The 21,413-nt window shown below is 71.8% G+C and carries 18 protein-coding genes; 7 read left to right on the top strand and 11 right to left on the bottom strand.

Translation table 11 applies throughout. The annotated features are described in order from the left end of the window. The first annotated feature begins 10 nt into the window (after positions 1-10). Both dcd and ACIG3E_RS04840 read left to right on the top strand, forming a co-directional pair. Positions 11-586: a dCTP deaminase gene (gene dcd / locus ACIG3E_RS04845; protein ID WP_138960924.1), complete on the top strand. Its 576-nt coding sequence runs from the start codon at positions 11-13 to the stop codon at positions 584-586. A gap of 8 nt (positions 587-594) precedes the next feature. Beyond that, positions 595-1,092, top strand: coding sequence for a phosphoribosyltransferase (locus ACIG3E_RS04840; protein WP_399611288.1), 498 nt, complete (start codon positions 595-597; stop codon positions 1,090-1,092). Between the two features lie 74 nt (positions 1,093-1,166). Here the strand turns inward: ACIG3E_RS04840 and ACIG3E_RS04835 are convergent, their stop codons facing one another. The 11 genes from ACIG3E_RS04835 to ACIG3E_RS04785 all read right to left on the bottom strand — a co-directional run bounded on the left by ACIG3E_RS04835 (position 1,167) and on the right by ACIG3E_RS04785 (position 15,835). Further along, entirely contained in the window at positions 1,167-1,757 is a 591-nt protein-coding gene (locus ACIG3E_RS04835; RefSeq protein ID WP_399611285.1) for an HAAS signaling domain-containing protein, read from the bottom strand. Further along, entirely contained in the window at positions 1,744-2,124 is a 381-nt protein-coding gene (locus ACIG3E_RS04830; protein WP_399611281.1) for a PadR family transcriptional regulator, read from the bottom strand. The genes ACIG3E_RS04835 and ACIG3E_RS04830 overlap by 14 nt, the downstream gene beginning before the upstream one ends. Before the next feature lie 135 nt (positions 2,125-2,259). Beyond that, positions 2,260-3,330: a Yip1 family protein gene (locus ACIG3E_RS04825; RefSeq protein WP_399611278.1), complete on the bottom strand. Its 1,071-nt coding sequence runs from the start codon at positions 3,328-3,330 to the stop codon at positions 2,260-2,262. A 222-nt stretch (positions 3,331-3,552) separates the two neighbouring features. Next, positions 3,553-4,977 (bottom strand): FG-GAP-like repeat-containing protein, encoded by a 1,425-nt coding sequence (locus ACIG3E_RS04820; protein ID WP_399611276.1) that lies wholly within the window; start codon positions 4,975-4,977, stop codon positions 3,553-3,555. A 79-nt stretch (positions 4,978-5,056) separates the two neighbouring features. After that, the gene (locus ACIG3E_RS04815) at positions 5,057-6,475 is read right to left on the bottom strand and encodes a hypothetical protein (RefSeq protein ID WP_399611273.1); all 1,419 of its coding nucleotides are present in this window, start codon (positions 6,473-6,475) and stop codon (positions 5,057-5,059) included. 61 nt (positions 6,476-6,536) lie between these two features. Continuing rightward, positions 6,537-8,045, bottom strand: coding sequence for an FG-GAP repeat protein (locus tag ACIG3E_RS04810; protein ID WP_399611270.1), 1,509 nt, complete (start codon positions 8,043-8,045; stop codon positions 6,537-6,539). Between the two features lie 132 nt (positions 8,046-8,177). Further along, positions 8,178-8,741 (bottom strand): hypothetical protein, encoded by a 564-nt coding sequence (locus ACIG3E_RS04805; RefSeq protein WP_399611267.1) that lies wholly within the window; start codon positions 8,739-8,741, stop codon positions 8,178-8,180. 367 nt (positions 8,742-9,108) lie between these two features. Beyond that, entirely contained in the window at positions 9,109-10,548 is a 1,440-nt protein-coding gene (locus ACIG3E_RS04800) for an FG-GAP and VCBS repeat-containing protein (protein ID WP_399611264.1), read from the bottom strand. Between the two features lie 49 nt (positions 10,549-10,597). Next, positions 10,598-12,025, bottom strand: a complete 1,428-nt coding sequence (locus ACIG3E_RS04795; RefSeq protein ID WP_399611262.1) for an FG-GAP repeat protein — start codon at positions 12,023-12,025, stop codon at positions 10,598-10,600. 101 nt (positions 12,026-12,126) lie between these two features. Then, positions 12,127-13,431: an FG-GAP repeat domain-containing protein gene (locus ACIG3E_RS04790; protein WP_399611260.1), complete on the bottom strand. Its 1,305-nt coding sequence runs from the start codon at positions 13,429-13,431 to the stop codon at positions 12,127-12,129. A 136-nt stretch (positions 13,432-13,567) separates the two neighbouring features. Next, positions 13,568-15,835, bottom strand: coding sequence for a (Fe-S)-binding protein (locus ACIG3E_RS04785; protein ID WP_399611257.1), 2,268 nt, complete (start codon positions 15,833-15,835; stop codon positions 13,568-13,570). A gap of 313 nt (positions 15,836-16,148) precedes the next feature. Between ACIG3E_RS04785 and dnaK the strand changes: the two genes are divergently transcribed. From dnaK to ACIG3E_RS04760, 5 genes are all read left to right on the top strand, one after another. After that, the gene (dnaK, locus tag ACIG3E_RS04780) at positions 16,149-18,017 is read left to right on the top strand and encodes a molecular chaperone DnaK (RefSeq protein WP_399611254.1); all 1,869 of its coding nucleotides are present in this window, start codon (positions 16,149-16,151) and stop codon (positions 18,015-18,017) included. After that, positions 18,017-18,763 carry a nucleotide exchange factor GrpE gene (gene grpE / locus ACIG3E_RS04775; RefSeq protein ID WP_399611253.1) on the top strand — a complete coding sequence of 249 codons (747 nt, stop codon included), beginning with the start codon at positions 18,017-18,019 and terminating at the stop codon, positions 18,761-18,763. Before dnaK ends, grpE begins: the two co-directional genes overlap by 1 nt. Before the next feature lie 120 nt (positions 18,764-18,883). Continuing rightward, the gene (gene dnaJ / locus ACIG3E_RS04770) at positions 18,884-20,071 is read left to right on the top strand and encodes a molecular chaperone DnaJ (RefSeq protein ID WP_399611250.1); all 1,188 of its coding nucleotides are present in this window, start codon (positions 18,884-18,886) and stop codon (positions 20,069-20,071) included. 4 nt (positions 20,072-20,075) lie between these two features. Beyond that, complete coding sequence (locus ACIG3E_RS04765; protein WP_030682652.1) at positions 20,076-20,531, top strand: heat shock protein transcriptional repressor HspR; 456 nt, start codon at positions 20,076-20,078, stop codon at positions 20,529-20,531. 240 nt (positions 20,532-20,771) lie between these two features. Next, complete coding sequence (locus tag ACIG3E_RS04760) at positions 20,772-21,278, top strand: hypothetical protein (RefSeq protein ID WP_242720239.1); 507 nt, start codon at positions 20,772-20,774, stop codon at positions 21,276-21,278. Positions 21,279-21,413: the final 135 nt, after the last annotated feature.

Here is a 21,413-nt window from a genome sequence, read left to right as displayed (position 1 = left end):
TCCTCGGTGCGTGCTTCTCTCAGACAAGGACATCCGGGCCGAGATCGACGCCGGGCGGGTACGGATCGATCCCTACGACGAATCCATGGTGCAGCCGTCGAGCATCGACGTGCGCCTCGACCGGTACTTCCGGGTGTTCGAGAACCACCGGTACCCGCACATCGACCCCTCCGTCGAGCAGGCGGACCTGACCCGGCTCGTCGAGCCGGAGGGGGACGAGCCGTTCATCCTCCACCCGGGGGAGTTCGCGCTCGCGTCGACGTACGAGGTCATCACGCTCCCCGACGACCTGGCGAGCAGGCTGGAGGGGAAGTCGAGCCTCGGGCGGCTCGGGCTCGTCACGCACTCCACCGCCGGGTTCATCGACCCCGGCTTCTCGGGGCACGTGACCCTGGAGCTGTCGAACCTCGCCACGCTGCCGATCAAGCTCTGGCCGGGGATGAAGATCGGGCAGCTCTGCATGTTCCGGCTGACCTCGCCCGCCGAGGCCCCGTACGGGTCCGAGCGCTACGGGTCGCGCTACCAGGGCCAGCGCGGGCCCACCGCCTCCCGTTCCTTCCTCAACTTCCATCGGACCCAGGTGTGACATCCCCCATGAGCGACGTGCGCGAGAACCTTACGTACGAGAAGTTCGGCGGCGCGATCCGTGATCTCGCCCAGACGATCGCCGACGACGGGTACGAGCCCGACGTCGTGCTGAGCATCGCCCGCGGCGGCGTCTTCGTCGCCGGTGGCCTCGCGTACGCCCTCGACTGCAAGAACATCCATCTGGTGAATGTGGAGTTCTACACGGGCGTCGGTACCACGCTCGAAATGCCCGTTATGTTGGCGCCCGTCCCGAACGCGATCGACTTCACCAACAAGAAGGTGCTCATCGCCGACGACGTCGCCGACACCGGCAAGACGCTGAAGCTGGTGCACGACTTCTGCCTCGACCACGTCGCCGAGGTCCGCTCCGCCGTGATCTATGAGAAGTCCCACTCGCTCGTGAAGTGCGAGTACGTGTGGAAGCGGACCGACGAGTGGATCAACTTCCCGTGGAGCGTCGAGCCGCCGGTCGTGAAGCGGCACGGGCAGGTTCTCGACGCCTGACCCGCGGCCGGGTTCTGATCGTCGTACGAAGGCGCGGTGCCCCCTGCCTGTCCGGGCGGGGGCACCGCGCTTCGTCATGCCTGCGCCGGTACCGGTCGGGCGTGCCGTCGCGTGCGCCACAGGAGTCGGGCGCCGAGGACGGGCAGCAGGACGTTCAGGAGCAGGAGCAGCAGGAGTTCCATGATGCCGACGCGGCCCGCGCCCAAGGTGAGGCCGACAAGGAGCAGGGCCGGGAGCGACAGGGTGAGCGCGCCGCCCTTGAGCTTCTGGCGTGTGGTCCACCGGGTGGAGGTGGACAGGAGGTAGACGCCCGCGGCGACGGCGCACATCATCGCGAGCGGGCCGCCGAACAGCATCAGCGGGCCCGATGCCGCCAGTACGAGGATCGTGAGGCGGGTGCGGAGCCGCTCCGGCTCGGGGGCGTCGGGCGCCGGCGGGGCCTCCGCGAGCGCCGACGCCGCGATCGCCGCCGGGTCGCCCAGCTGGGCGAGGACCTCGCGCACCGTCGCGTCGTCGCCGGGCGCGGCCGCCTCGGCGAGGCTGATCTCTATGTGTTCGCGCAGGTCCGCGAGCAGCTCCGCGCGGCGGGCCGGGTCGAGGGCGGCGGTCGCGCGCTCCACGTCGGTCAGGTAGGCGAGGACGAGGGCGTGGTCAGGTGCCTTCATGGGGGTTCTCCGTGTCGTGCGGGGTGCGGGGCGCCGGGGCCAGGAAGTGGTCGACCGCGTCCCGGAAGAGGGGCCAGCTCGTGTGGAAGTCGGCGAGGGCGGTGCGGCCCTCGGGCGTGAGCGTGTAGTAGCGGCGAGGCGGGCCGTTGGGGGACTCGCGCAGTTCGGTGTCCACCAGGCGGTCGCGGCGCAGCCGGGAAAGGAGCGGGTAGATCGTGCCCTGGCTCGTCGTCATCACGGCGACGGCGGACAGCTCCTCGACCAGCTCCACCCCGTAGCGCGGGCCGTCCCGCATCAGGGCCAGGACGCAGTACTCCAGTACGCCCTTGCGCAGCTGGCTCGCGGCCTTCGTCAGTGGATCCGCCATCCCCTCGCCCCCTTTCAGTTCCTTGCTTCGCCTGGAACATTGCATTGCAAGGTACGTGACCGGGGCGGGCATGGGCAAGGGCCCCGGCGGTCGTGCCCGCCAGGGCCCTTGCTCTCGGTCGCGTGCGCGGCAGTGTCAGAACGTACCGAGCTTGATGATCGACAGGATGGCCAGGAGCTGGATGGCCGAGGCGCCGAGGGCGCGCGGCCAGGGCAGGTCGTGCGACTTGCTCACCATCAGGGTGAGCAGGGCGCCCGCCGCGAGCCAGGTGGCCCAGCCGAGCAGCTGGACGAAGCCGTTGCCGCCGCCGAGGAACAGGGCGACGATGACGCGCGGCGCGTCCGTGATCGCCATGATCAGCATGGACAGGCCGACGGTCGGCTGCCAGGCGCCGTCACCGCCGAACTGGCGGGCCAGGCTGTGGGTGACGACACCCAGGATGAGCGCGCTGATGGAGATCGCGACGCCGGTGGTGAGGACGTACGGGATCGCCGTGGACAGCGTGGCGTTGAGCACGTCCTCGCGGGCCTCGTCGAAGCCGAAGACGGCGAGCAGGCCGTAGAGGAACGTGACGATGACCGCCGGGGCCCACATCGCGTAGTCGCGCATCTGCAGGAAGGTCGGGCCCGGGCGCAGCGCGATGCCGCGCAGCAGGTCCTTCCAGGGCAGCTTGGGTCCGATGGGGCCGGGCGGGGCCTGGCCCGCGCGGTAGGTGTCCCCGTCGTTGTACGGGTCGTCGCCGAGGGAGAAGGCCTGGGTGTTGCCGGGGTTGTTGGCGGCGTACGGGTCGTGGGCGCCGCCGTGGCCGCCGTGCCCGCCGTGTGCGCCGTGGCCACCGTGGCCGCTCTGGCCGCCGAAGTACTCGGGCTCGTCCCGGCCGCCGGGGGGCTGGGGCCACTGCTGGGCGCCGCCGTGGTGCTGGCCGCCGCCGGGGTGGCCGCCGCCGTACTGGCCGGGGCCGGGGCCCTGGCCGCCGCCGTAGGGCGGGCGGCCGCCGTACGGGGGCGGGGCGGGGTGTCCGGGCGAGGGCGCGGGCGGGTAGCCGTACGGCGCCTGGCCGCCGCCTTGGTGCGGGGGCCGCTGTCCGTACGGGGCCTGCCCGGGGCCCTGCTGAGGGCTCTGTCCCGGCCCCTGGTGTCCTTGGGGGCGTCCCGATTGCTGTGCGCGGTTGTCCCGGCCGCCGCGTCCGATCCTGAATCCAGCCACGGAATCGAACGTACCTGGTCCGGCGGGGCGGCCGCGCCCCTCCTGTGGCGGAGAGTCCGTTTGCGGCCGACCTGTGACAACCCCTAGGGGGGCCCTGAGGGGTTGTCCTCAGGGCCCCCGGGGCGCGAGTGACCTGCCGTGGCGCGAGTGCCTCGGGTGGTGCGGCGGACTAGTGGCCGAGGACGGCGCCGTACGTCAGCGCGGACGACGGCGCGGGCAGCTTCAGGGACTTGGGGGTGAAGACGGTGGTGCCGGGCGGCAGGGCGTCCGGGGAGGCCCAGACGCCGCCGGACGAGGCGTTCTCGCCGGGGCGGCGGTGGCCAGGTCGGGCTTGCCGTCGTGGTCGAAGTCGCCGGTGGCGAGGGCGGCGCCGAAGCGGTCGCCGGTCTCGGCGGGGCCGGGGATGTGGGTCGTGTCCTGCTGGAAGGCGTAGCCGTTGGCCTTGCCGTCGCCGAGCTCGTCGTCGGCGTCGAGGATGCCCTTCTTGGCGCCGTACAGGACGGTGACGCTGCCCGCGTTCTTCTTGCTGCCGATGGCCTCGCCGGGGGCGCCGACGATCAGGTCGGTGTAGCCGTCGTTGTCGATGTCGCGGGCGGTGACGGCCTCGCCGAAGCCGTCGCCCTTCTCGGCGACGCCGGGGACGCCCGGGGTGTCCTGGTTGAGGGTCTGGGTCCGGGAGCCGAAGGAGCCGTTGGGGTTGCCGTAGCGGATGTGGACGCCGCCGCCCTTGGTGAGCTCCTCGGGGCCGCAGGGGTCGTCGATGTTCTCGTCGGCGATCTCGCGGCAGTTGCCGAGGGCGAGGTCGTCCAGGCCGTCGCCGTTGAAGTCGCCGGTGGCGAGGGCGGAGGCGGCGCCGTTGCTGTTGGCCCAGGACAGCAGGAGGCGCTTCTCCTGCTTGTCGTAGCGGTAGAGGTGGACGTGGGACTGCGTGTACGGCTGCTGCTTGGTGTAGTACGCCACGGCCAGGTCGGTGAGGCCGTCGTCGTCGAAGTCGCCCGTGGACAGGACGGGGGCGCGGCCGCCCATGCGGTCGCCCATGCCCGGCTCGGTGCGCGCCCCGCGTGGGTCGTAGTTGACGACGACCCTGTCGGTGCCGCCGATGGCCAGGTCGGTCCGCTTGTCGCCGTTGAAGTCGGCGGCGGCCAGGGCGTTGCCGTAGCTGTCCTTGGCCTTGGCGCCGCGGCCCGCGCTGTTGGCCTTGCCGAAGCCGTCCTTCGCGCCGTACACGACGGTCGCGTTGCCCGCGTCCGCCCTGCCGTCGACGTCCTCGCCCGGGGCGCCGACCGCGAGGTCGGTGAGGCCGTCGCCGTCGAAGTCGGCCACGGCCACGGCCGCGCCGAAGCGGTCCCCGGCCTCCGGGGTGCCCGGTACGTTCGCCGTCGCCTGGCTGATCCGTACGTTGTCCTTGGCGCGCAGCCCCTGGGGCCCGCCCCAGACCACGCTCACGTACCCGGCCTTGGCCTTCCCGCCGACGCTCGCGGCGGGGACGCCGAGGGCGAGGTCCTCGTAGCCGTCTCCGTTGAAGTCGGCCTTGACGGGCTTGGTCGCGCCGCCGGGCGCGGCCCCCGCGCTCGCGGCGAACGGCAGGGTGAGGCCGGTCGCCGCGAGCGCCGAGGCGGCGGCCAGGGCGAGGGTGCGTGTGCGCACGGGTGCTCCAACTCTGTGGGTGACGCTTGGGCTTCACCTGTGTGACACGCGAGGTTGGGCGAGGGTTGTGGTGGGGCGCTCAGTACGCGAGCACGGAGCCGAGTGCGGCCTCCTCACCCTTGATGCCGAGCTTGTTCGCGCAGGCCGAGAAGGAGCCGCGGGTGGCCGCGCGCGGTGCGTGCCAGATGCAGCCGTAGCGGTTCTCCCCGGGGACACCCACGGTCAGGTCGGCCTTCTTGTCGCCGTTGTGGTCGGCCAGGCGGACCGTCAGACCGAAGATGTCGTAGGCCTCGGCCGAGCCGGACACGCCCCGCGTGTTCTGGTGGAGGGTCCGGGAACCGCGGCCGGTCAGCCCGCGCTCCGAGCCGAGCAGCACGGTCACCGCGCCCGCCGCGTCCTTGCCACCGACCTTCTCACCGGGGGCCGCCACGACGACGTCGTCGATGCTGTCGCCGTCGATGTCCGCGGTGCTGACGGCGGCGCCGAACCCGTCGCCTCGCTCGCCCGTCCCGGGAACGTGGGCGGTGTCCTGGTGGACACGGGTCGGCCGCTGCTCCGGGTCGATGCCCGAGGCCCCTCCGTACCAGACGGAGATCTCGCCACCGCGGTGGCCGCCGGGTGCCTCCGGGGACGGGTCCTGCGCGTCGCCGAGTACGAGGTCCCCGTAGCCGTCGCCGTTGACGTCACCGACGGCTCCGGCGGTGCCGTCGGCGCCCTTCAACTCGGCGCGCTTGTACCGCCCTTCATCCCAGTTGTCGACGTACACCCGCCCTCGTGGGTCGTCGCTGGACGTGTAGGGCAGCAGAATGCGCTCCGCGTACGCGTCACCGTCCACGTTGCCGGTGACACCACCGCGCGCCGTGCCGAACTGCCGGTCCCTCTCCTTCTTGAGCGGAGCGCCCGCGCGGGTGAACGGGCCGTAGAAGTGCTGGGCGCTGCAGCGGGAGCCGACGGTCAGGTCCGCTGCGCCGTTGCCATCGGTGTCCCCGATGGCGAAGCCCTCTCCGAAGGCACAGCTCCGGTCCGGAACGGCCGCCGGTTTGACGGTGGCTCCCGTGGTGAGGCCGGTACGGCTTCCCCAGATGACGGTGACGTCGCCCGCGTCGCGGTCGGTGCCGACGTCCTCACGCGGAGTTCCGACGACGAGATCGCCGTACCCGTCACCGTTGAGGTCACCGGCCACCAACTGCTCCCCGAACCGGTCCTCTTTCTCCGGGACACCGGGGATCCCCGTGGAGGCCTGCGAGAAGGTCTTCTTCCGTGCGAGGCCGAGCCCCTGTGCCGAACCATAGAGAACCACCACCTGGCCCGCGTACTCCTTGCCGGAGACGGTGGCGTTCGGGGCGCTGACGGCGAGGTCCCGGTATCCGTCCCCGTCGAAGTCGTCGGCGTACTTGGCCGGGGCCGGGGCCGCGGTCGCCGTCGTGGGCAGGGCGGCCGGGACGAGCGCGGCCGCGGTGAGGGTGGTGGTGAGCAGGGCGGTGGTGCGGAGACGCAAAGGAGGTTCCTGAAGGTCGGGGCCGGGCCCGTGCGGGCCCGGCCGTGGTGACATAGGGCTATCAGTCGGCGAAGTTCGAGCCCAAGTGGGGGGTGCCGGTGGGCGGGAGGCCCGCTGTGCCGGGGTAGATGGCGGAGGTGCCCTTGAGGGAGCCGTCGGGGGCGGAGAGCAGGGGGTAGACGGCGCCGTTGCCCGCGTTCTCGCCGTAGGCGCCCAGGATCACGTCCGCGCGGCCGTCGCCGTTCAGGTCGTCGGCGTGCACGTCCGTGCCGAGGAAGTCGTGCTGCTCGTTGGAGTCCGGTACGCCGGGGCTGTCCTGGGTGAGGAGCTTCGCGCCGCGGCCGCTGAGGCCGGAGCCGTTCGCGCGGCCGTACAGGACGGTCACCGCGCCCGCGTCCTTGACGCCGTCGACGGTCTCGCCGGGGGCGCTGACGACCAGGTCAAGGTTGCCGTCGCCGTTGATGTCGCCGAGGTCCAGCTCGTTGCCGAAGCTGTCGCCCTTCTCGCCGCTGCCGGGGACACCGGAGGTGTTCTGGGTGAACTTGTCGCGGTCCCCGTGCGCCGGGCCCCGTGCCCCGCCGTGCACGACGTGCACCGCGCCGCCCTTGGCCGCGCCCGGGAGGCCGCCGTCCCAGTAGTTGCCGATGACGACGTCGTCGTAGCCGTCCTTGTCGGTGTCGCCCAGGTCCGTGATGATGCCGGGGAGCAGCTTCTGCGCGGCGGACACCTTGAGGCCGGAACGGGAGCCGGGGATCCACCAGTTGGCGTCGTAGCCGCGCTGGGTGTCGTTCTCGTAGCCGTTGACGATCAGGTCGTCCTTGCCGTCGCCGTTGGCGTCCCCGGAGTGCAGGTTCTTGACGCCGACCTCGCCGTTGCCGTGGATGCGGGGGGTGACGGTGTAGTGGCCGCCGGTCCGGCCGCCGCGGGTGAAGCCGCCGCGGTAGACGTCGACGACGGCCGTCGTCACCGTGCCCATGGCGATGTCGTCCTTGCCGTCGCCGTCGAAGTCACCGGCCTGGAGGACCCCGCCGAAGTTGTCGTGCTTCGAGGGCCGCGGGTCCTTCAGGGTGGTGCCGCCCTTGAGGCCGCCCGGCGAGCCCCACAGGATCTGGAGGCTGCCGCCGTCCTTGTCCCGGCCGACGTCCTCGCCGGAGACGCTCGCGAGCAGGTCGTCGTAGCCGTCGCCGTCGAAGTCCCCGTACGCCAGGTCGTTGCCGAACCAGTCCTGCGCCTCGGCGTCCCCGGGGACGCCCTGGCTGTTCTGCGTGTACTTCACGGAGCGGCCGACGCCGCTCGCCTTCCCGTACGTGACGACGACGGCGCCCGCCGCCTCCTTGCCGTTCACGTAGGTGAAGGGGGCGGAGGTGGCGATGTCCGCGTGGCCGTCGCCGTCGAAGTCGGCGTCCGTGGCGGGGAGGGCGGCCCGCGGTGCCGCGGCGGCCGTCGGTACGGCGCCCAGGAGGAGCCCGCCGGTGAGCGCCACGGCGGTCGTGGCGGCGGCGAGGCGGAGGCGGTGGCCGGGTCTGTGGGGCCGGGTGTCGCGGGAGGCGGTGCGCTTGCGCTGAGCCATGCGGTGATCTCTCCTGCGGGTCTGATGACGGATGTGCGGGCCCGGCCACGCGTTTGCGTATGCGTTGGCCTGGACCTTGACCTAGGAGAGACCGCTGACGGGCTGTGAGGGTTGTGTGCCCGCCAGGTGAAGTTACCTTGCTGTAATGGGGAGTTGGCGTCGACGCCAGTACGCGTACGTCAACGCGAGCACCATCGGGCCCCACAGCACGAACAGACCGCTGACCACGGCGGCCAACAGGGCCCACCAGCCGTTCGTATAGGGGACGTTCGCGAAGCCCGCGATGTGGAACGTGGACAGCAGCCACTCGACGAGCAGCCCCGTGAGCAGCAGACCGCTCAGCGCCGCGGGCACGATCACCACGAAGGGCGGTATCCGCCGCCCGCGCAGCCCCGGCACCCAGCCGGGCACGGTCTCGCCCCACGGCCGCACCAGGCCCCGGCACAGCAGCGCGAACGCCTCGGACAGCAGACTGAGCGTCACCACGTAGGCCACGCCCGCCCATACGGGCCAGGTCTCGCGTTCGGCGTCCATGCCCATCAGGAAGCCGAAGCCGATCGGCAGCCGCCACAGGCACACGGGCAGGGCCACGAGGGGGAGCAGCCGGGCGACGCGCTCCGCCCAGCGGGGCACGGGCCGCTCGGTCCTCGCGGCGACGCGGGCCGCGACCGCCGGGTTCGCTTCACTGATCGCCATGGGGAGCAGTCTTGTTGGCCACCGGCGCGCCGGGATCGGGCTGGCGTGCGATGTTCGCCTCCCCCGCGTGGCGGAGGTCCCGGCCCAGGTGTCCGCCCCAGGGCGCGGAGTTGGACCTGAGGCCCTGAAGCTGTGTAAGATCAAGGCACAACTTCGGCGCACAACACCGAAGTCGCGCGTCTGTGGTCCAAGGAAAGACGCCCATCATCCGATGGGAAATGTAGGTGCAAGGCCTGCCGGGCGCTCCATGAAGTCGATGGCCCCCTCACTGGTTCAGTGAGGGGGCCATCGGCGTTCACGGACACGTGAGCTGGTGCCGGGGCCGCGTGCTGGTGCACGCGGCCCCGGTCCGTACGGGGGCGGTGGGCTAGCGGCCCAGGACCGCGCCGTACGCGTGGGCTCCCTTGAGGGAGAGCTTGCCCGGGGTGACGGTGACCTGGGGCGGGTTGGGGCCGTCCTTCGGGGTCCGGCCGTACCAGACGCCGCCCGTCGCCGCGTCCTCGCCGGGCGCGCCGACCGCCGTGTCGGGGTAGCCGTCGCCGTTGAAGTCACCGGTGGCGACGGCCGCGCCGAAGCGGTCGCCCGCCTCGGCCGTGCCGGGGACGCCCGCCGAGTTCTGGGTGAAGGACGGGCCGACGAACGGCTTGCCCGTGCCCGCGGAGGCCAGCGTCCAGTAGCTGCCCGCCTTCTTCGCGGTGCCCACGGTCTCCGTGTCGGCGCCCACGATCAGCTCGTCGACGCCGTCCCGGTCGAGGTTGCCCACGGCCAGGTGCGCGCCGAAGTCGTCCTCGATCTCGGCGGTGCCGCCGACCTCGGGGGAGTCCTGCGTGGTGCAGGCGACCGGGCCGCCGAGCGCGGCGTCCTTCTTGCCGTAGACCGTGGCGATCGCGCCGCCCACCGGGTTCTGGCAGAACGCCTCGCTCGGGTCCTCCGACTCCGGGTTGGCCTGCACGCCGCCCAGGGCCAGGTCCGTCGTGCCGTCGCCGTCGAAGTCGCCCGCGGCGAGCGCGGTCGACCCGTTGCCGGTGGACCACTGGGGCTTCCACTCGCCGGAGGCACGGCTGATGACCTTGGTGCCCAGGATCTCCATACCGCCGTACGCCAGCGCCAGGTCGTCGCGCCCGTCGCCGTCGAAGTCACCGGTCGTGACCGCGCGCGGGCCGCCGAAGTGCCAGCTGTCGACGCGCGACAGCTTCGCGGGCGTGCCCGCCTTGAACGGGCCGGGGCGCAGCATCAGCGCGCTGGACTCGTCGAAGTGGGAGTTCAGGACGATGTCCTGCTTGCCGTCGCCGTCGAAGTCGCCGGTGGTGAGGACGGCGCCCAGGCTGTTGTCGGAGTACTCGCCGCTGGCGGCCGTGAAACCGCCCTTGATGCCGGACTTCGAGCCCCACAGGACGGTGACGGTGCCCGTGCTCAGCTTGGCGCCGCTGTCCTCGTCGGGGGTGCCGACGACGATGTCCGTGATGCCGTCGCCGTTCATGTCGGCGGGCCGCACCGTGCGGCCGAAGCCGTCGCCCTTCTCGGCGTTGCCGGGGACCCCGGCCGAGTCCTGGCTGATGGTCGCCGAACCGTGCTTGCCGAGGCCGTTCTTGCCGCCCCAGACCACGTTCACGTATCCGGCCTTGGTCTTGCCGCCGACGGTCGCGTCGGGGACGCCGACCGCGAGGTCCGCGAAGCCGTCGCCGTTGAAGTCGGCCTTCGGCCGGGGCGCGGGCTCGGCCGCCGCGGCGGGCGTGGCGGACAGGCCCGCGACACCGATCACGGTCGCGGCGCACAGCACCGCGGCCGACAGGGTCTTCTTGCGCAAGGTTGCTCCAACTGTGCTGGGAGAGATGAGGGATGGGGGAGGGGCAGGTTCAGCGAAGCGTCTCGCCGAAGGCGTTGCCGACGCCGCCCGCGCCCGCGGGCAGCCGCACGCCGAGGTCGGAGCCGTTGAACGAGGTCGCGCGCGCGGCCGTGACGCCGCCCGAGGAGCCGCGCAGGACCCACACGGCGCCCGCGTCCCGCCGCGCGGCGGAGCCCGAGCCGATGTCCTCGCCGCCCGCGCCGACGGCCAGGTCCGCCTTGCCGTCCTTGGTGACGTCCTTCAGGCGGACGCTGGAGCCGAACGCGTCGCCGGTCTCGCCGACGCCCGGCACCCCGGCCGTGTCCTGGTGCAGGCCGCGGCCGTCGCCCAGGCCGCGGGCGCCGCTCTTGAGGACGACGACGCCGCCCGCGCCCCGCACGGACGGGGCACCGGCCGTCTCGCCGGGCACGCCGACGGCGACGTCCGCGCGGCCGTCGCCCGTCACGTCGCCCGCCGCCACCGACCGGCCGAACGCGTCGCCCGGCTCGTCGCTGCCGGGCACGCCCGCGCTGTCCTGCGTGTACGTCACGGGGGCGCCGAACTTCGCGTCGCCGCCGTAGCGGACGCTGATGGCGCCGCCCTTCGCCGCACGGGGGTTGCCCGTGACCAGGTCGTCGTAGCCGTCGCCGTCGAGGTCGCCGAGGGTGAGCGGGTCGCGCGAGGCGCTCGGGTCTTCGCCCTCGGCGAGGACGCCGGACCAGTAGCCGTAGTCGCCCGCGCCGCCCTTCATGTACGCGGTGTAGGCGCCGCCGTCCGCGCGCTCGCCGGTGAGGACGTACGTGTAGCCGTCCTTGGACGTGAAGTGGCCCGCGGTCATGTTGTCCAGGCGGACGCCCTGGGGCAGGAAGTCGGTCTCCAGGCCGATCGCACGGCCGTCGCGCGGGACGCCGTCGGCGTAGAACCACCAGCGGTTGCCGCTGATCACGGCGAGGTTCGCGGCCTCGTCGCCGTCGATGTCGACGAAGACGGCGGCCTCGCCGAAGCGGCGCTCGCTGTCGGCGGGCGCGGTCAGGACCTCGCCGCCCCGCTTGAAGCCGTCCTTGCCGCCCCAGATGACCGTGACGGTGCCCTCGGGCCTGCCCGCCGTCCTCTCGCCGGGCGCGCCGACGATCAGGTCCGCGTAGCCGTCGCTGTCCACGTCCCCGCTGGTGACGCTCTCGCCGAACTCGTCGCCCCGCTCGGTGACTCCGGGCACCCCGGGCGTGTCCTGCGTGAGGGTCGTGGACCGGCGCTCGTCGACGCCCGCCGCCGAACCGTACGACACGGTCACGGAATTGGCCCCCGGCGTCCCGATCACCAGGTCGCGGTGGCCGTCGCCGTTGAAGTCGTCCTTGCGGACGGTGGGCGCGGCGGCGGCCGTGCCTGCCAGCGGCAGCGTGACCGCGGCGGCCGCGAGGGCGACCGCGGTCGCCGTGAGGGCCAGGTTCCTTGCGCGCACGTACGCTCCCCGTGAGTGAAGTGGTCCTTCCGGGGATGTGACCGGCGGGCTGTACGAATGGTTGTGCGAGGTTGGCTGTGAAGTGAACCGGACCTTGCGGGCTAGCGGTTGGTGAACATCGTCGTGGAGAAGGTGAGGACCGGCTTCCGCTCCACCAGGGCGCCGGACCTCACGCCCCGGTACACCTCCACGCGGTCCGTGCCCCGGCCCGTGGACGTCCGTACGACCAGGTCCGCGCGGCGGTCGCCGTCGAAGTCGGCCACCTTCAGGACCTGGACGGCCTCACCCCTGTGCGCGGGGGCGAGCGTGGCCGTGGGGCGGGCCGGGAGGCCCGTGGCGCGGCCCCGGTAGAGCCACACCTCGCCGGGGCGGCCCCCGGTCACGACGAGCTCGCCGCGGCCGTCGCCGTCGAGGTCGCCGGTCCGCACGGCGGCGTCGCGCACCGCGAGGGTGGCCCGTGCGGTGCCGGGCACGTCGTAGCGCAGGGCGATGCCGCGCGGCCCCGGCAGCGCCGCGTCCACCGCGCGGCCGCCGCGGAAGGCGCCGAAGGCCGTGTCCGTGCCCGCGGGGAGCAGCGCCCCGGTGCGGCTCGGCCCCTTGGGCCCGCCGAGGACCAGGCCGCCACGGGACGCGCCCGCCGCAGCGCGGACCACCAGGTCGTCGTAGCCGTCGCGGTTCACGTCCACGGCGGGGCCGCCCGTCACCAGCTCGTTGCCGGGCGCGGGGAGCGGGGCCGCGGCGGCGCGCGGCCCGCCCGCGCGGGTGAAGGGGCCGCGCAGGAAGGTCAGATGGGCGCCGCTCGCGTGCAGCACGAGGTCCTGGGCCCCGTCCCCGTCGAAGTCGCCGCACACCGGCTGGTCCGGCCAGTCGTTGCCGAGCCGCGCCCGCGCGGGCACGCGGAGCTTGACGGCCTTGCCGGTCAGGCCCTTCGGGGAGCCGAAGAGGAGCTGGAGCGGCACCGGCGGCTGCCCCTGGCCGTCGTAGGGCGGATCCGTCGACACCACCAGGTCGGTGAACCCGTCCCCGTCCAGGTCGCAGGCCGCCTCGGACTCGAACGCGGCGGGCAGCTCGCCCTTCGTACGGGCGCCGTTGGCGCGCGCGGTCAGCAGCTGCCGGGTGCCGGGGGCGAGTCCGGCGCGGCCGCCGTAGACGACGCCGATGCCGGGGTCGTCGCCGTGCCCGCGGTGCGCCAGGTCGTCGAGGACGAGGTCGCGGGCGCCGTCGCCGTTGAAGTCGTCGGGCACCTTGCTGCCCCTGCCCTGCGGGACGGCCTTGTGGGGCGCGCCGCGGGCCGTGAGTCCTTCGGGCGCGGGGCGGGCGTGGGACTCGCCGTCGCCGCCGCAGCCCGCGAGGAGAAGGGCGCAGCCGACGGCGGCGGCCAGCAGTCGTATACCGGATCTCCTCAAGCCACCCACCCCTGAGTCACCACAGTCGTCATGAGCACCACAGGTTTACACGAACGCCGAAGGGCCGGTTCCGCCAGGGCGGAACCGGCCCGTTACGACCGTCTTGTGCGGCTCACTTACGACCGTCTCGTGCGGCTCACTTCACCGGCTCGGGCTCCGGCTCGCTCTCCGCCTCGGCCGCGCCCGCCGGGTCGACGGGCGTCTTGACCGAGTCGAGGAGCAGCTGCGCCACGTCCACGACCTGGAGGGACTCCTTGGCCTGGCCATCGTTCTTCTTGCCGTTGACAGAGTCGGTCAGCATGACCAGGCAGAACGGGCAGGCCGTCGACACGATGTCCGGGTTGAGGCTGAGGGCCTCGTCCACGCGCTCCGTGTTGATGCGCTTGCCGATCCGCTCCTCCATCCACATCCGCGCGCCACCGGCGCCGCAGCAGAAGCCGCGCTCCTTGTGGCGGTGCATCTCCTGCTGGCGCAGGCCCGGGACCTTGTCCATGATCTCGCGCGGGGGCGTGTAGATCTTGTTGTGACGGCCCAGGTAGCAGGGGTCGTGGTACGTGATCAGGCCCTCGACCGGCGTGACCGGGATGAGCTTGCCCTCGTCGATGAGGTGCTGGAGCAGCTGGGTGTGGTGGATGACCTCGTAGTCGCCGCCGAGCTGCGGGTACTCGTTGCCGAGGGTGTTGAGGCAGTGCGGGCAGGTCGCGACGATCTTCTTGGCCGACTTGGGCTTCTTCGTCTCCGGGTCGTCGTCGTCCTCGCCGAACGCCATGTTCAGCGAGGCCACGTTCTCGGCGCCCAGCTGCTGGAAGAGCGGCTCGTTGCCGAGGCGCCGGGCCGAGTCACCCGTGCACTTCTCGTCGCCGCCCATGATCGCGAACTTCACGCCCGCCATGTGCAGCAGCTCCGCGAAGGCCTTCGTGGTCTTCTTGGCCCGGTCCTCCAGGGCGCCCGCGCAGCCGACCCAGTACAGGTACTCGACCTCGGTGAGGTCCTCGATGTCCTTGCCGACGACCGGGACCTCGAAGTCGACCTCCTTGGTCCACTCCAGGCGCTGCTTCTTGGCCAGGCCCCAGGGGTTGCCCTTCTTCTCCAGGTTCTTGAGCATCGTGCCCGCCTCGGACGGGAACGCGGACTCGATCATCACCTGGTAGCGGCGCATGTCGACGATGTGGTCGATGTGCTCGATGTCGACGGGGCACTGCTCGACGCAGGCGCCGCAGGTGGTGCAGGACCACAGGACGTCCGGGTCGATGACGCCGTTCTCTTCGAGGGTGCCGATCAGCGGGCGCTCGGCCTCCGCGAGCGCGGCGGCGGGAACGTCCTTGAGCTGCTCGGCGGTCGCCTTCTCCTCGCCCTCCATGGACTTGCCGCCCCCGGCGAGCAGGTACGGGGCCTTGGCGTGCGCGTGGTCGCGCAGCGACATGATCAGGAGCTTCGGCGACAGGGGCTTGCCGGTGTTCCAGGCGGGGCACTGCGACTGGCAGCGGCCGCACTCGGTGCAGGTGGAGAAGTCGAGGATGCCCTTCCAGGAGAACTGCTCGACCTGGCTGACGCCGAAGACGGTGTCCTCGTCCGGGTCCTCCCAGTCGATCTCCTTGCCGCCGCTCGTCATCGGCAGGAGCGGGCCGAGCGCGGTGGAGCCGTCGGCCTTCCGCTTGAACCAGATGTTGGGGAAGGCCAGGAAGCGGTGCCAGGCGACGCCCATGTCGGTCTTCAGGGAGACCGTGATCATCCAGATGAACGAGGTCGCGATCTTCAGACCGGCGAAGAAATACGTGAGGTTCTGGAGCGTCGAGAGGTCCATGCCCGAGAACCACGAGACGAACGGGTACGAGAGGAAGAACGAGGCCTCGTAGCCGTCCACGTGGTGCTGGGCGCCCTCCAGGGCGTGCAGCATGAAGATGCAGACGCCCACGATGAGGATGACGCCCTCGACGAAGTACGCCTGGCCCGTGTTGGAGCCCGCGAAGCGGGACTTGCGGCCCGGCTTGCCCGGCCGGTTCAGCTGCCGGATGACGATCAGCGTCAGGATGCCGAGCACGGTCATCGTGCCGAGGAACTCGACGAAGACGTTGTACGGCGCCCAGTCGCCGATGACCGGCAGGATCCAGTCGGCCTTGAAGAGCTGGCCGATGGCGTTCACGATCGTGAGCAGCAGGGAGAAGAAGCCCACCGCCACGAACCAGTGCGCGACGCCGACGATGCCCCACCGGTTCATCCGGGTGTGGCCGAGGAACTCCTTGACCACGGTGAGGGTGCGCTCGGCGGGCGCGTCGGTCCGGGTGCCTGCGGGCACGGCCTGGCCGAGCCGCACGAACTGGTAGATCTGCAGGATGGCACGGCCGAACAGCGCGACGCCGACCGCGATTAGGACCAGCGACACGATGATCGCGGCGAGTTGCATTTCGGGGCTCCTCAGGCCTGCGAGGCGTCTATTACTAAGCAGTAACTTATGCAGTCCGTCTGAGACTACCCACATACGGTGCGGCCGCGCAGCCAGGCAGGCGGTGATCTGTGTCGCTCAGGCTTCCCTTTCCGCCCCCGCTCGGCGCCGCTCAACCCTTCCGGGGCGGGCGCCGTCTCTCCCCGTGATCCCTGGGTTGCGCGTAAGGGTGGGATAAGAGTTGAGTCCTGTCGACTCAGCTCTGTTGACTCGGGGCAACCTGTGGGGCATCCTTGAGTCAGTTCCACTCAAGTAGGTATCTGGAGGCATTGAAATGGCACGTGCGGTCGGCATCGACCTGGGCACGACTAACTCCGTCGTCAGCGTTCTCGAAGGCGGCGAGCCCACCGTCATCACCAACGCCGAAGGCGCCAGGACCACGCCGTCCGTCGTCGCCTTCGCCAAGAACGGTGAGGTCCTGGTGGGCGAGGTCGCCAAGCGCCAGGCAGTCACCAACGTCGACAGGACCATCCGCTCCGTGAAGCGCCACATGGGCACGGACTGGAAGGTCGACATCGACGACAAGAACTTCAACCCGCAGCAGATCAGCGCCTTCATCCTGCAGAAGCTGAAGCGCGACGCCGAGGCGTACCTGGGCGAGAAGGTCACGGACGCGGTCATCACCGTGCCCGCGTACTTCAACGACTCCGAGCGTCAGGCGACGAAGGAGGCCGGTGAGATCGCGGGTCTGAACGTCCTGCGCATTGTCAACGAGCCGACTGCCGCCGCCCTGGCCTACGGCCTCGACAAGGACGACCAGACCATTCTCGTCTTCGACCTCGGTGGCGGCACCTTCGACGTCTCGCTGCTCGAGATCGGCGACGGCGTCGTCGAGGTGAAGGCCACCAACGGCGACAACCACCTCGGTGGTGACGACTGGGACCAGCGCGTCGTCGACTACCTGGTCAAGCAGTTCGCCAACGGCCACGGCGTCGACCTGTCCAAGGACAAGATGGCGCTCCAGCGCCTGCGCGAGGCCGCCGAGAAGGCGAAGATCGAGCTCTCGTCCTCGACCGAGACGACGATCAACCTGCCCTACATCACGGCCTCCGCCGAGGGCCCGCTGCACCTGGACGAGAAGCTCACGCGCGCCCAGTTCCAGCAGCTCACGTCCGACCTCCTGGAGCGCTGCAAGACGCCGTTCCACAACGTCATCAAGGACGCGGGCATCCAGCTCTCCGAGATCGACCACGTCGTCCTCGTCGGCGGCTCCACCCGCATGCCCGCCGTCGCCGAGCTCGTCAAGGAGCTGACCGGCGGCAACGAGGCCAACAAGGGCGTGAACCCGGACGAGGTCGTCGCCATCGGCGCCGCCCTCCAGGCCGGTGTCCTCAAGGGCGAGGTCAAGGACGTCCTGCTCCTCGACGTGACCCCGCTGTCGCTTGGCATCGAGACCAAGGGCGGCATCATGACCAAGCTCATCGAGCGGAACACCACGATTCCGACGAAGCGCTCCGAGATCTTCACGACGGCCGAGGACAACCAGCCGTCCGTGCAGATCCAGGTCTACCAGGGCGAGCGCGAGATCGCGGCGTACAACAAGAAGCTCGGCATGTTCGAGCTGACCGGCCTGCCCCCGGCCCCGCGCGGCGTCCCGCAGATCGAGGTCTCCTTCGACATCGACGCCAACGGGATCATGCACGTGACCGCGAAGGACCTCGGCACGGGCAAGGAGCAGAAGATGACCGTCACCGGTGGCTCCTCGCTGCCGAAGGACGAGGTCAACCGCATGCGCGAAGAGGCCGAGAAGTACGCGGACGAGGACCACGCACGCCGCGAGGCCGCCGAGTCGCGCAACCAGGGCGAGCAGCTCGTCTACCAGACGGAGAAGTTCCTCAAGGACAACGAGGACAAGGTCCCCGGTGACGTCAAGACCGAGGTCGAGACGGCCGTCGCCGAGCTGAAGGAGAAGCTCAAGGGCGAGGACACCGCGGAGATCCGCACCGCCACGGAGAAGGTCGCCGCCGTCTCCCAGAAGCTGGGCCAGGCCATGTACGCCGACGCCCAGGCGGCGGGCGCCCCCGGTGCCGAAGGTGCCGCCCCGGGCGCCGAGGCGCCGAACATGTCCAAGGAAGACGACGTCGTGGACGCCGAGATCGTCGACGACGAGAAGCCCGGTGACGCGAAGGGCGGCGCTGCCTGATGACGGAGGAGACCCCGGGCTTCGGCGACGCCGAGCGGCCCGACGTCCCCTCCGGCGCCACCCCTGACGAAGCGGCGCCGCAGGCCGCCGAGCCCTCCAGCGAGGAGGGCCCGGCGGCCCCGGCCGGGGACGCAATGCGAGAAGCAGGACTGACGGCCCAGCTGGACCAGGCCCGCTCGGCGCTCAGCGAGCGCACCGCGGACCTCCAGCGGCTCCAGGCCGAGTACCAGAACTACCGCCGCCGCGTGGAGCGGGACAAGGTGACGGTGAAGGAGATCGCCTCGGCGAACCTCCTCACCGAGCTGCTCCCGACCCTCGACGACGTCGGCCGCGCGCGGGACCACGGCGAGCTGGTCGGCGGCTTCAAGTCGGTGGCCGAATCGCTGGAGACCGTCGTCGCCAAGATGGGCCTCCAGCAGTTCGGCAAGGAGGGCGAGCCCTTCGACCCGACGATCCACGAGGCCCTGATGCACAGCTACGCACCGGACGTCACGGAGACGACGTGCGTCGCGATCCTCCAGCCGGGGTATCGCATCGGCGAGCGCGTCATCCGTCCCGCCCGCGTGGCGGTGGCGGAGCCGCAGCCCGGCGCGCAGACGGTGAAGCCGGACGCGGCCGACGGCGCCGACGGCGAGGTCGAGACGCCCGCCGCCGCGGACCAGGCCGAGGCCAAGGACGCGGGCCAGCCCGCCGACCAGGCCGACAAGGCCGAGAACAAGGAGAACGGTGGCCCGGACAAGGGCTGACGTTGACACGGACGGCGACGTCGGCCGCGGCCGGGCCCCCGGCGACCATGATGGTCGCGGACCCGGCGTCGCGGTCGGCGTCGGCGTCGACCTGACGACGAGGAAGGAGGGACGTCGGGGATGAGCACCAAGGACTTCATCGAGAAGGACTTCTACAAGGTCCTCGGCGTCCCCAAGGACGCCACCGAAGCCGAGATCAAGAAGGCGTACCGGAAGCTCGCCCGCGAGAACCACCCGGACGCCAACAAGGGCAACGCGAAGGCCGAGGAGCGCTTCAAGGAGATCTCCGAGGCGAACGACGTCCTCGGCGACCCGAAGAAGCGCAAGGAGTACGACGAGGCCCGCGCGCTCTTCGGCAACGGCGGATTCAGGCCAGGCCCCGGAGCGGGCGGCGGCACGTTCAACTTCGACCTGGGCGACCTCTTCGGAGGCGGCGCCCCGGGCGGCGGTGGAGCGGGCGCCGGCGGCTTCGGCGGCGGCCTAGGTGACGTCTTCGGGGGCCTGTTCAACCGCGGCGGCGCGGGCACGGGGACGCGTACGCAGCCGCGCCGCGGCCAGGACATCGAGTCCGAGGTCACGCTGAGCTTCACGGAGGCGGTGGAGGGCGCGACGGTTCCGCTGCGCATGTCCTCGCAGGCCGCCTGCAAGGCGTGCTCGGGCACCGGCGACAAGAACGGCACGCCGCGCGTGTGCCCCACCTGTGTGGGCACGGGCCAGGTCTCCCGGGGCGGCGGTGGCGGGTTCTCCCTCACCGACCCCTGCGTGGACTGCAAGGGCCGCGGCCTGATCGCCGAGACGCCCTGCGAGGTGTGCCACGGCAGCGGCCGCGCGAAGTCGTCGCGGACGATGCAGGTGCGCATCCCGGCGGGCGTCAGCGACGGCCAGCGGATCCGCCTGCGCGGCAAGGGCGCTCCCGGTGAGCGCGGCGGCCCCGCGGGCGATCTGTACGTGGTCGTCCATGTGGACGCCCACCCGGTCTTCGGCCGCAGGGGCGAGAACCTCACGGTGACGGTCCCGGTGACCCTCTCCGAGGCCGCGCTCGGCGGCGAGGTGCGGGTGCCCACGCTCGGCGGCGTGCCCGTCACCCTGAAGCTGCCCCCGGGCACGCCGAACGGGCGCACGATGCGGGTGCGCGGCAAGGGCCCCGCCCGCAAGGACGGCACGCCCGGCGACCTGCTCGTCACGGTGGAGGTGTCCGTACCGACGACGCTGTCCCCCGAGGCGAAGGAAGCCCTGGAGGAGTACCGCAAGGCGACTGCGGATCTCGATCCGCGGGCAGAACTGTTCAAGGCCGCGAAGGGAGCGTGACCTCATGGAGCGGGACGGCCGCCGACGCAACCCGTATCAGCTGACGGACGAGACCCCGGTGTACGTCATCTCGGTGGCGGCCCAGCTCTCCGGTCTCCACCCCCAGACCCTGCGGCAGTACGACCGCCTGGGCCTGGTCTCGCCCGACCGCACCGCGGGCCGGGGCCGGCGGTACTCCGCCCGGGACATCGAGCTGCTCCGCACCGTCCAGCAGCTCTCCCAGGAGGAGGGCATCAACCTCGCGGGCATCAAGCGCATCATCGAGCTGGAGAACCAGGTCGCCGCGCTCCAGTCCCGGGTCGCCGAGCTGTCGGCGGCCGTCGAGGGCGCGGCCGCCGCGATGCAGCAGCGCGAGGCCCAGGTCCACGCCTCCTACCGCCGCGACCTGGTGCCGTACCAGGACGTGCAGCAGGCGAGCGCGCTCGTGGTGTGGCGACCGAAGAGGTCGCCGGAGCAGTAGCCCGCCGCGGTCCGGCACGCGAAGGCCGGGCGCCCGTACCCGAACGACTCGGGGGCGGGCGCCCGGCCTTCGTCGTGCCCGGAGTGACGGGAGGTGCGCACGTGGTGGGGGGAGAGAAACCGCTGGTCCGTGGGGGACGGGGCGCTCCGGCGAGGAGTCGCAGGGGAACGCTGGACGGCACGCCGCACTCCTATAGTTGGCAGGCTGTCGTGTTTCTTCCGCGGGAAAGCTGGATTCTCCATGGCCATGGTCGGGCTGTTCTGGATCGCCGAGGGCGATGTGTACGTGGGCTCGAAGCCGTCCGGGCTCGCTCCCGGGGTCCGGCTGACACCCGAGGGGGTGGCCGGGCTCGGGCACCAGCAGTCCGGCCTGTGGCTCTGGGACGACGTACGGGCGCTGAGCATCGAGGACGTCCCGGTGAAGTCGCTGAAGCGGCAGGTCGGGATGGTGGTGGACATGGCGCTCACGGTCGGGCTCGGCGGCGGTGAGGACGCGCCCTCGATGACCGTGTGCGTGGAGACCGCCGACCAGGAGGTCGAGCTGACCGCGTACGTGGCGGCGGCGTACGGCTACTCCCAGAAGGAGTACGACCTGTCCCGCGCCCTGCTCGCCCGGCTCACGGAGGGGGCCGCCACGCTGCTGACCACGCTGTCGGCGATGGCCGAGTGGGGGCGCTCGCACGAGGGCGGCACGCCGCGCCGCGAGCTGCGCGAGCGCCTGCTGCGGGAGTGGGCGGGTCAGGCGTAGGCGCCCGCTCCGCGGGGCGCGTGGCTGCCCCGGCCCGCCACGGAACGCGGCGGGCCGGAGCGCCTCAGGGAAGCGCGACCCCGCGGGGGGAGACCACAACAGAGCCGCTGCGGTCCTCACCATGCAGTGCCGCGC

It is taken from the genome of Streptomyces sp. NPDC053474 (assembly GCF_044544845.1).
Taxonomy (GTDB): domain Bacteria; phylum Actinomycetota; class Actinomycetes; order Streptomycetales; family Streptomycetaceae; genus Streptomyces.
Note: the sequence above shows the minus strand (reverse complement) of the source record. Positions and strands in the feature narration are given on the sequence as shown.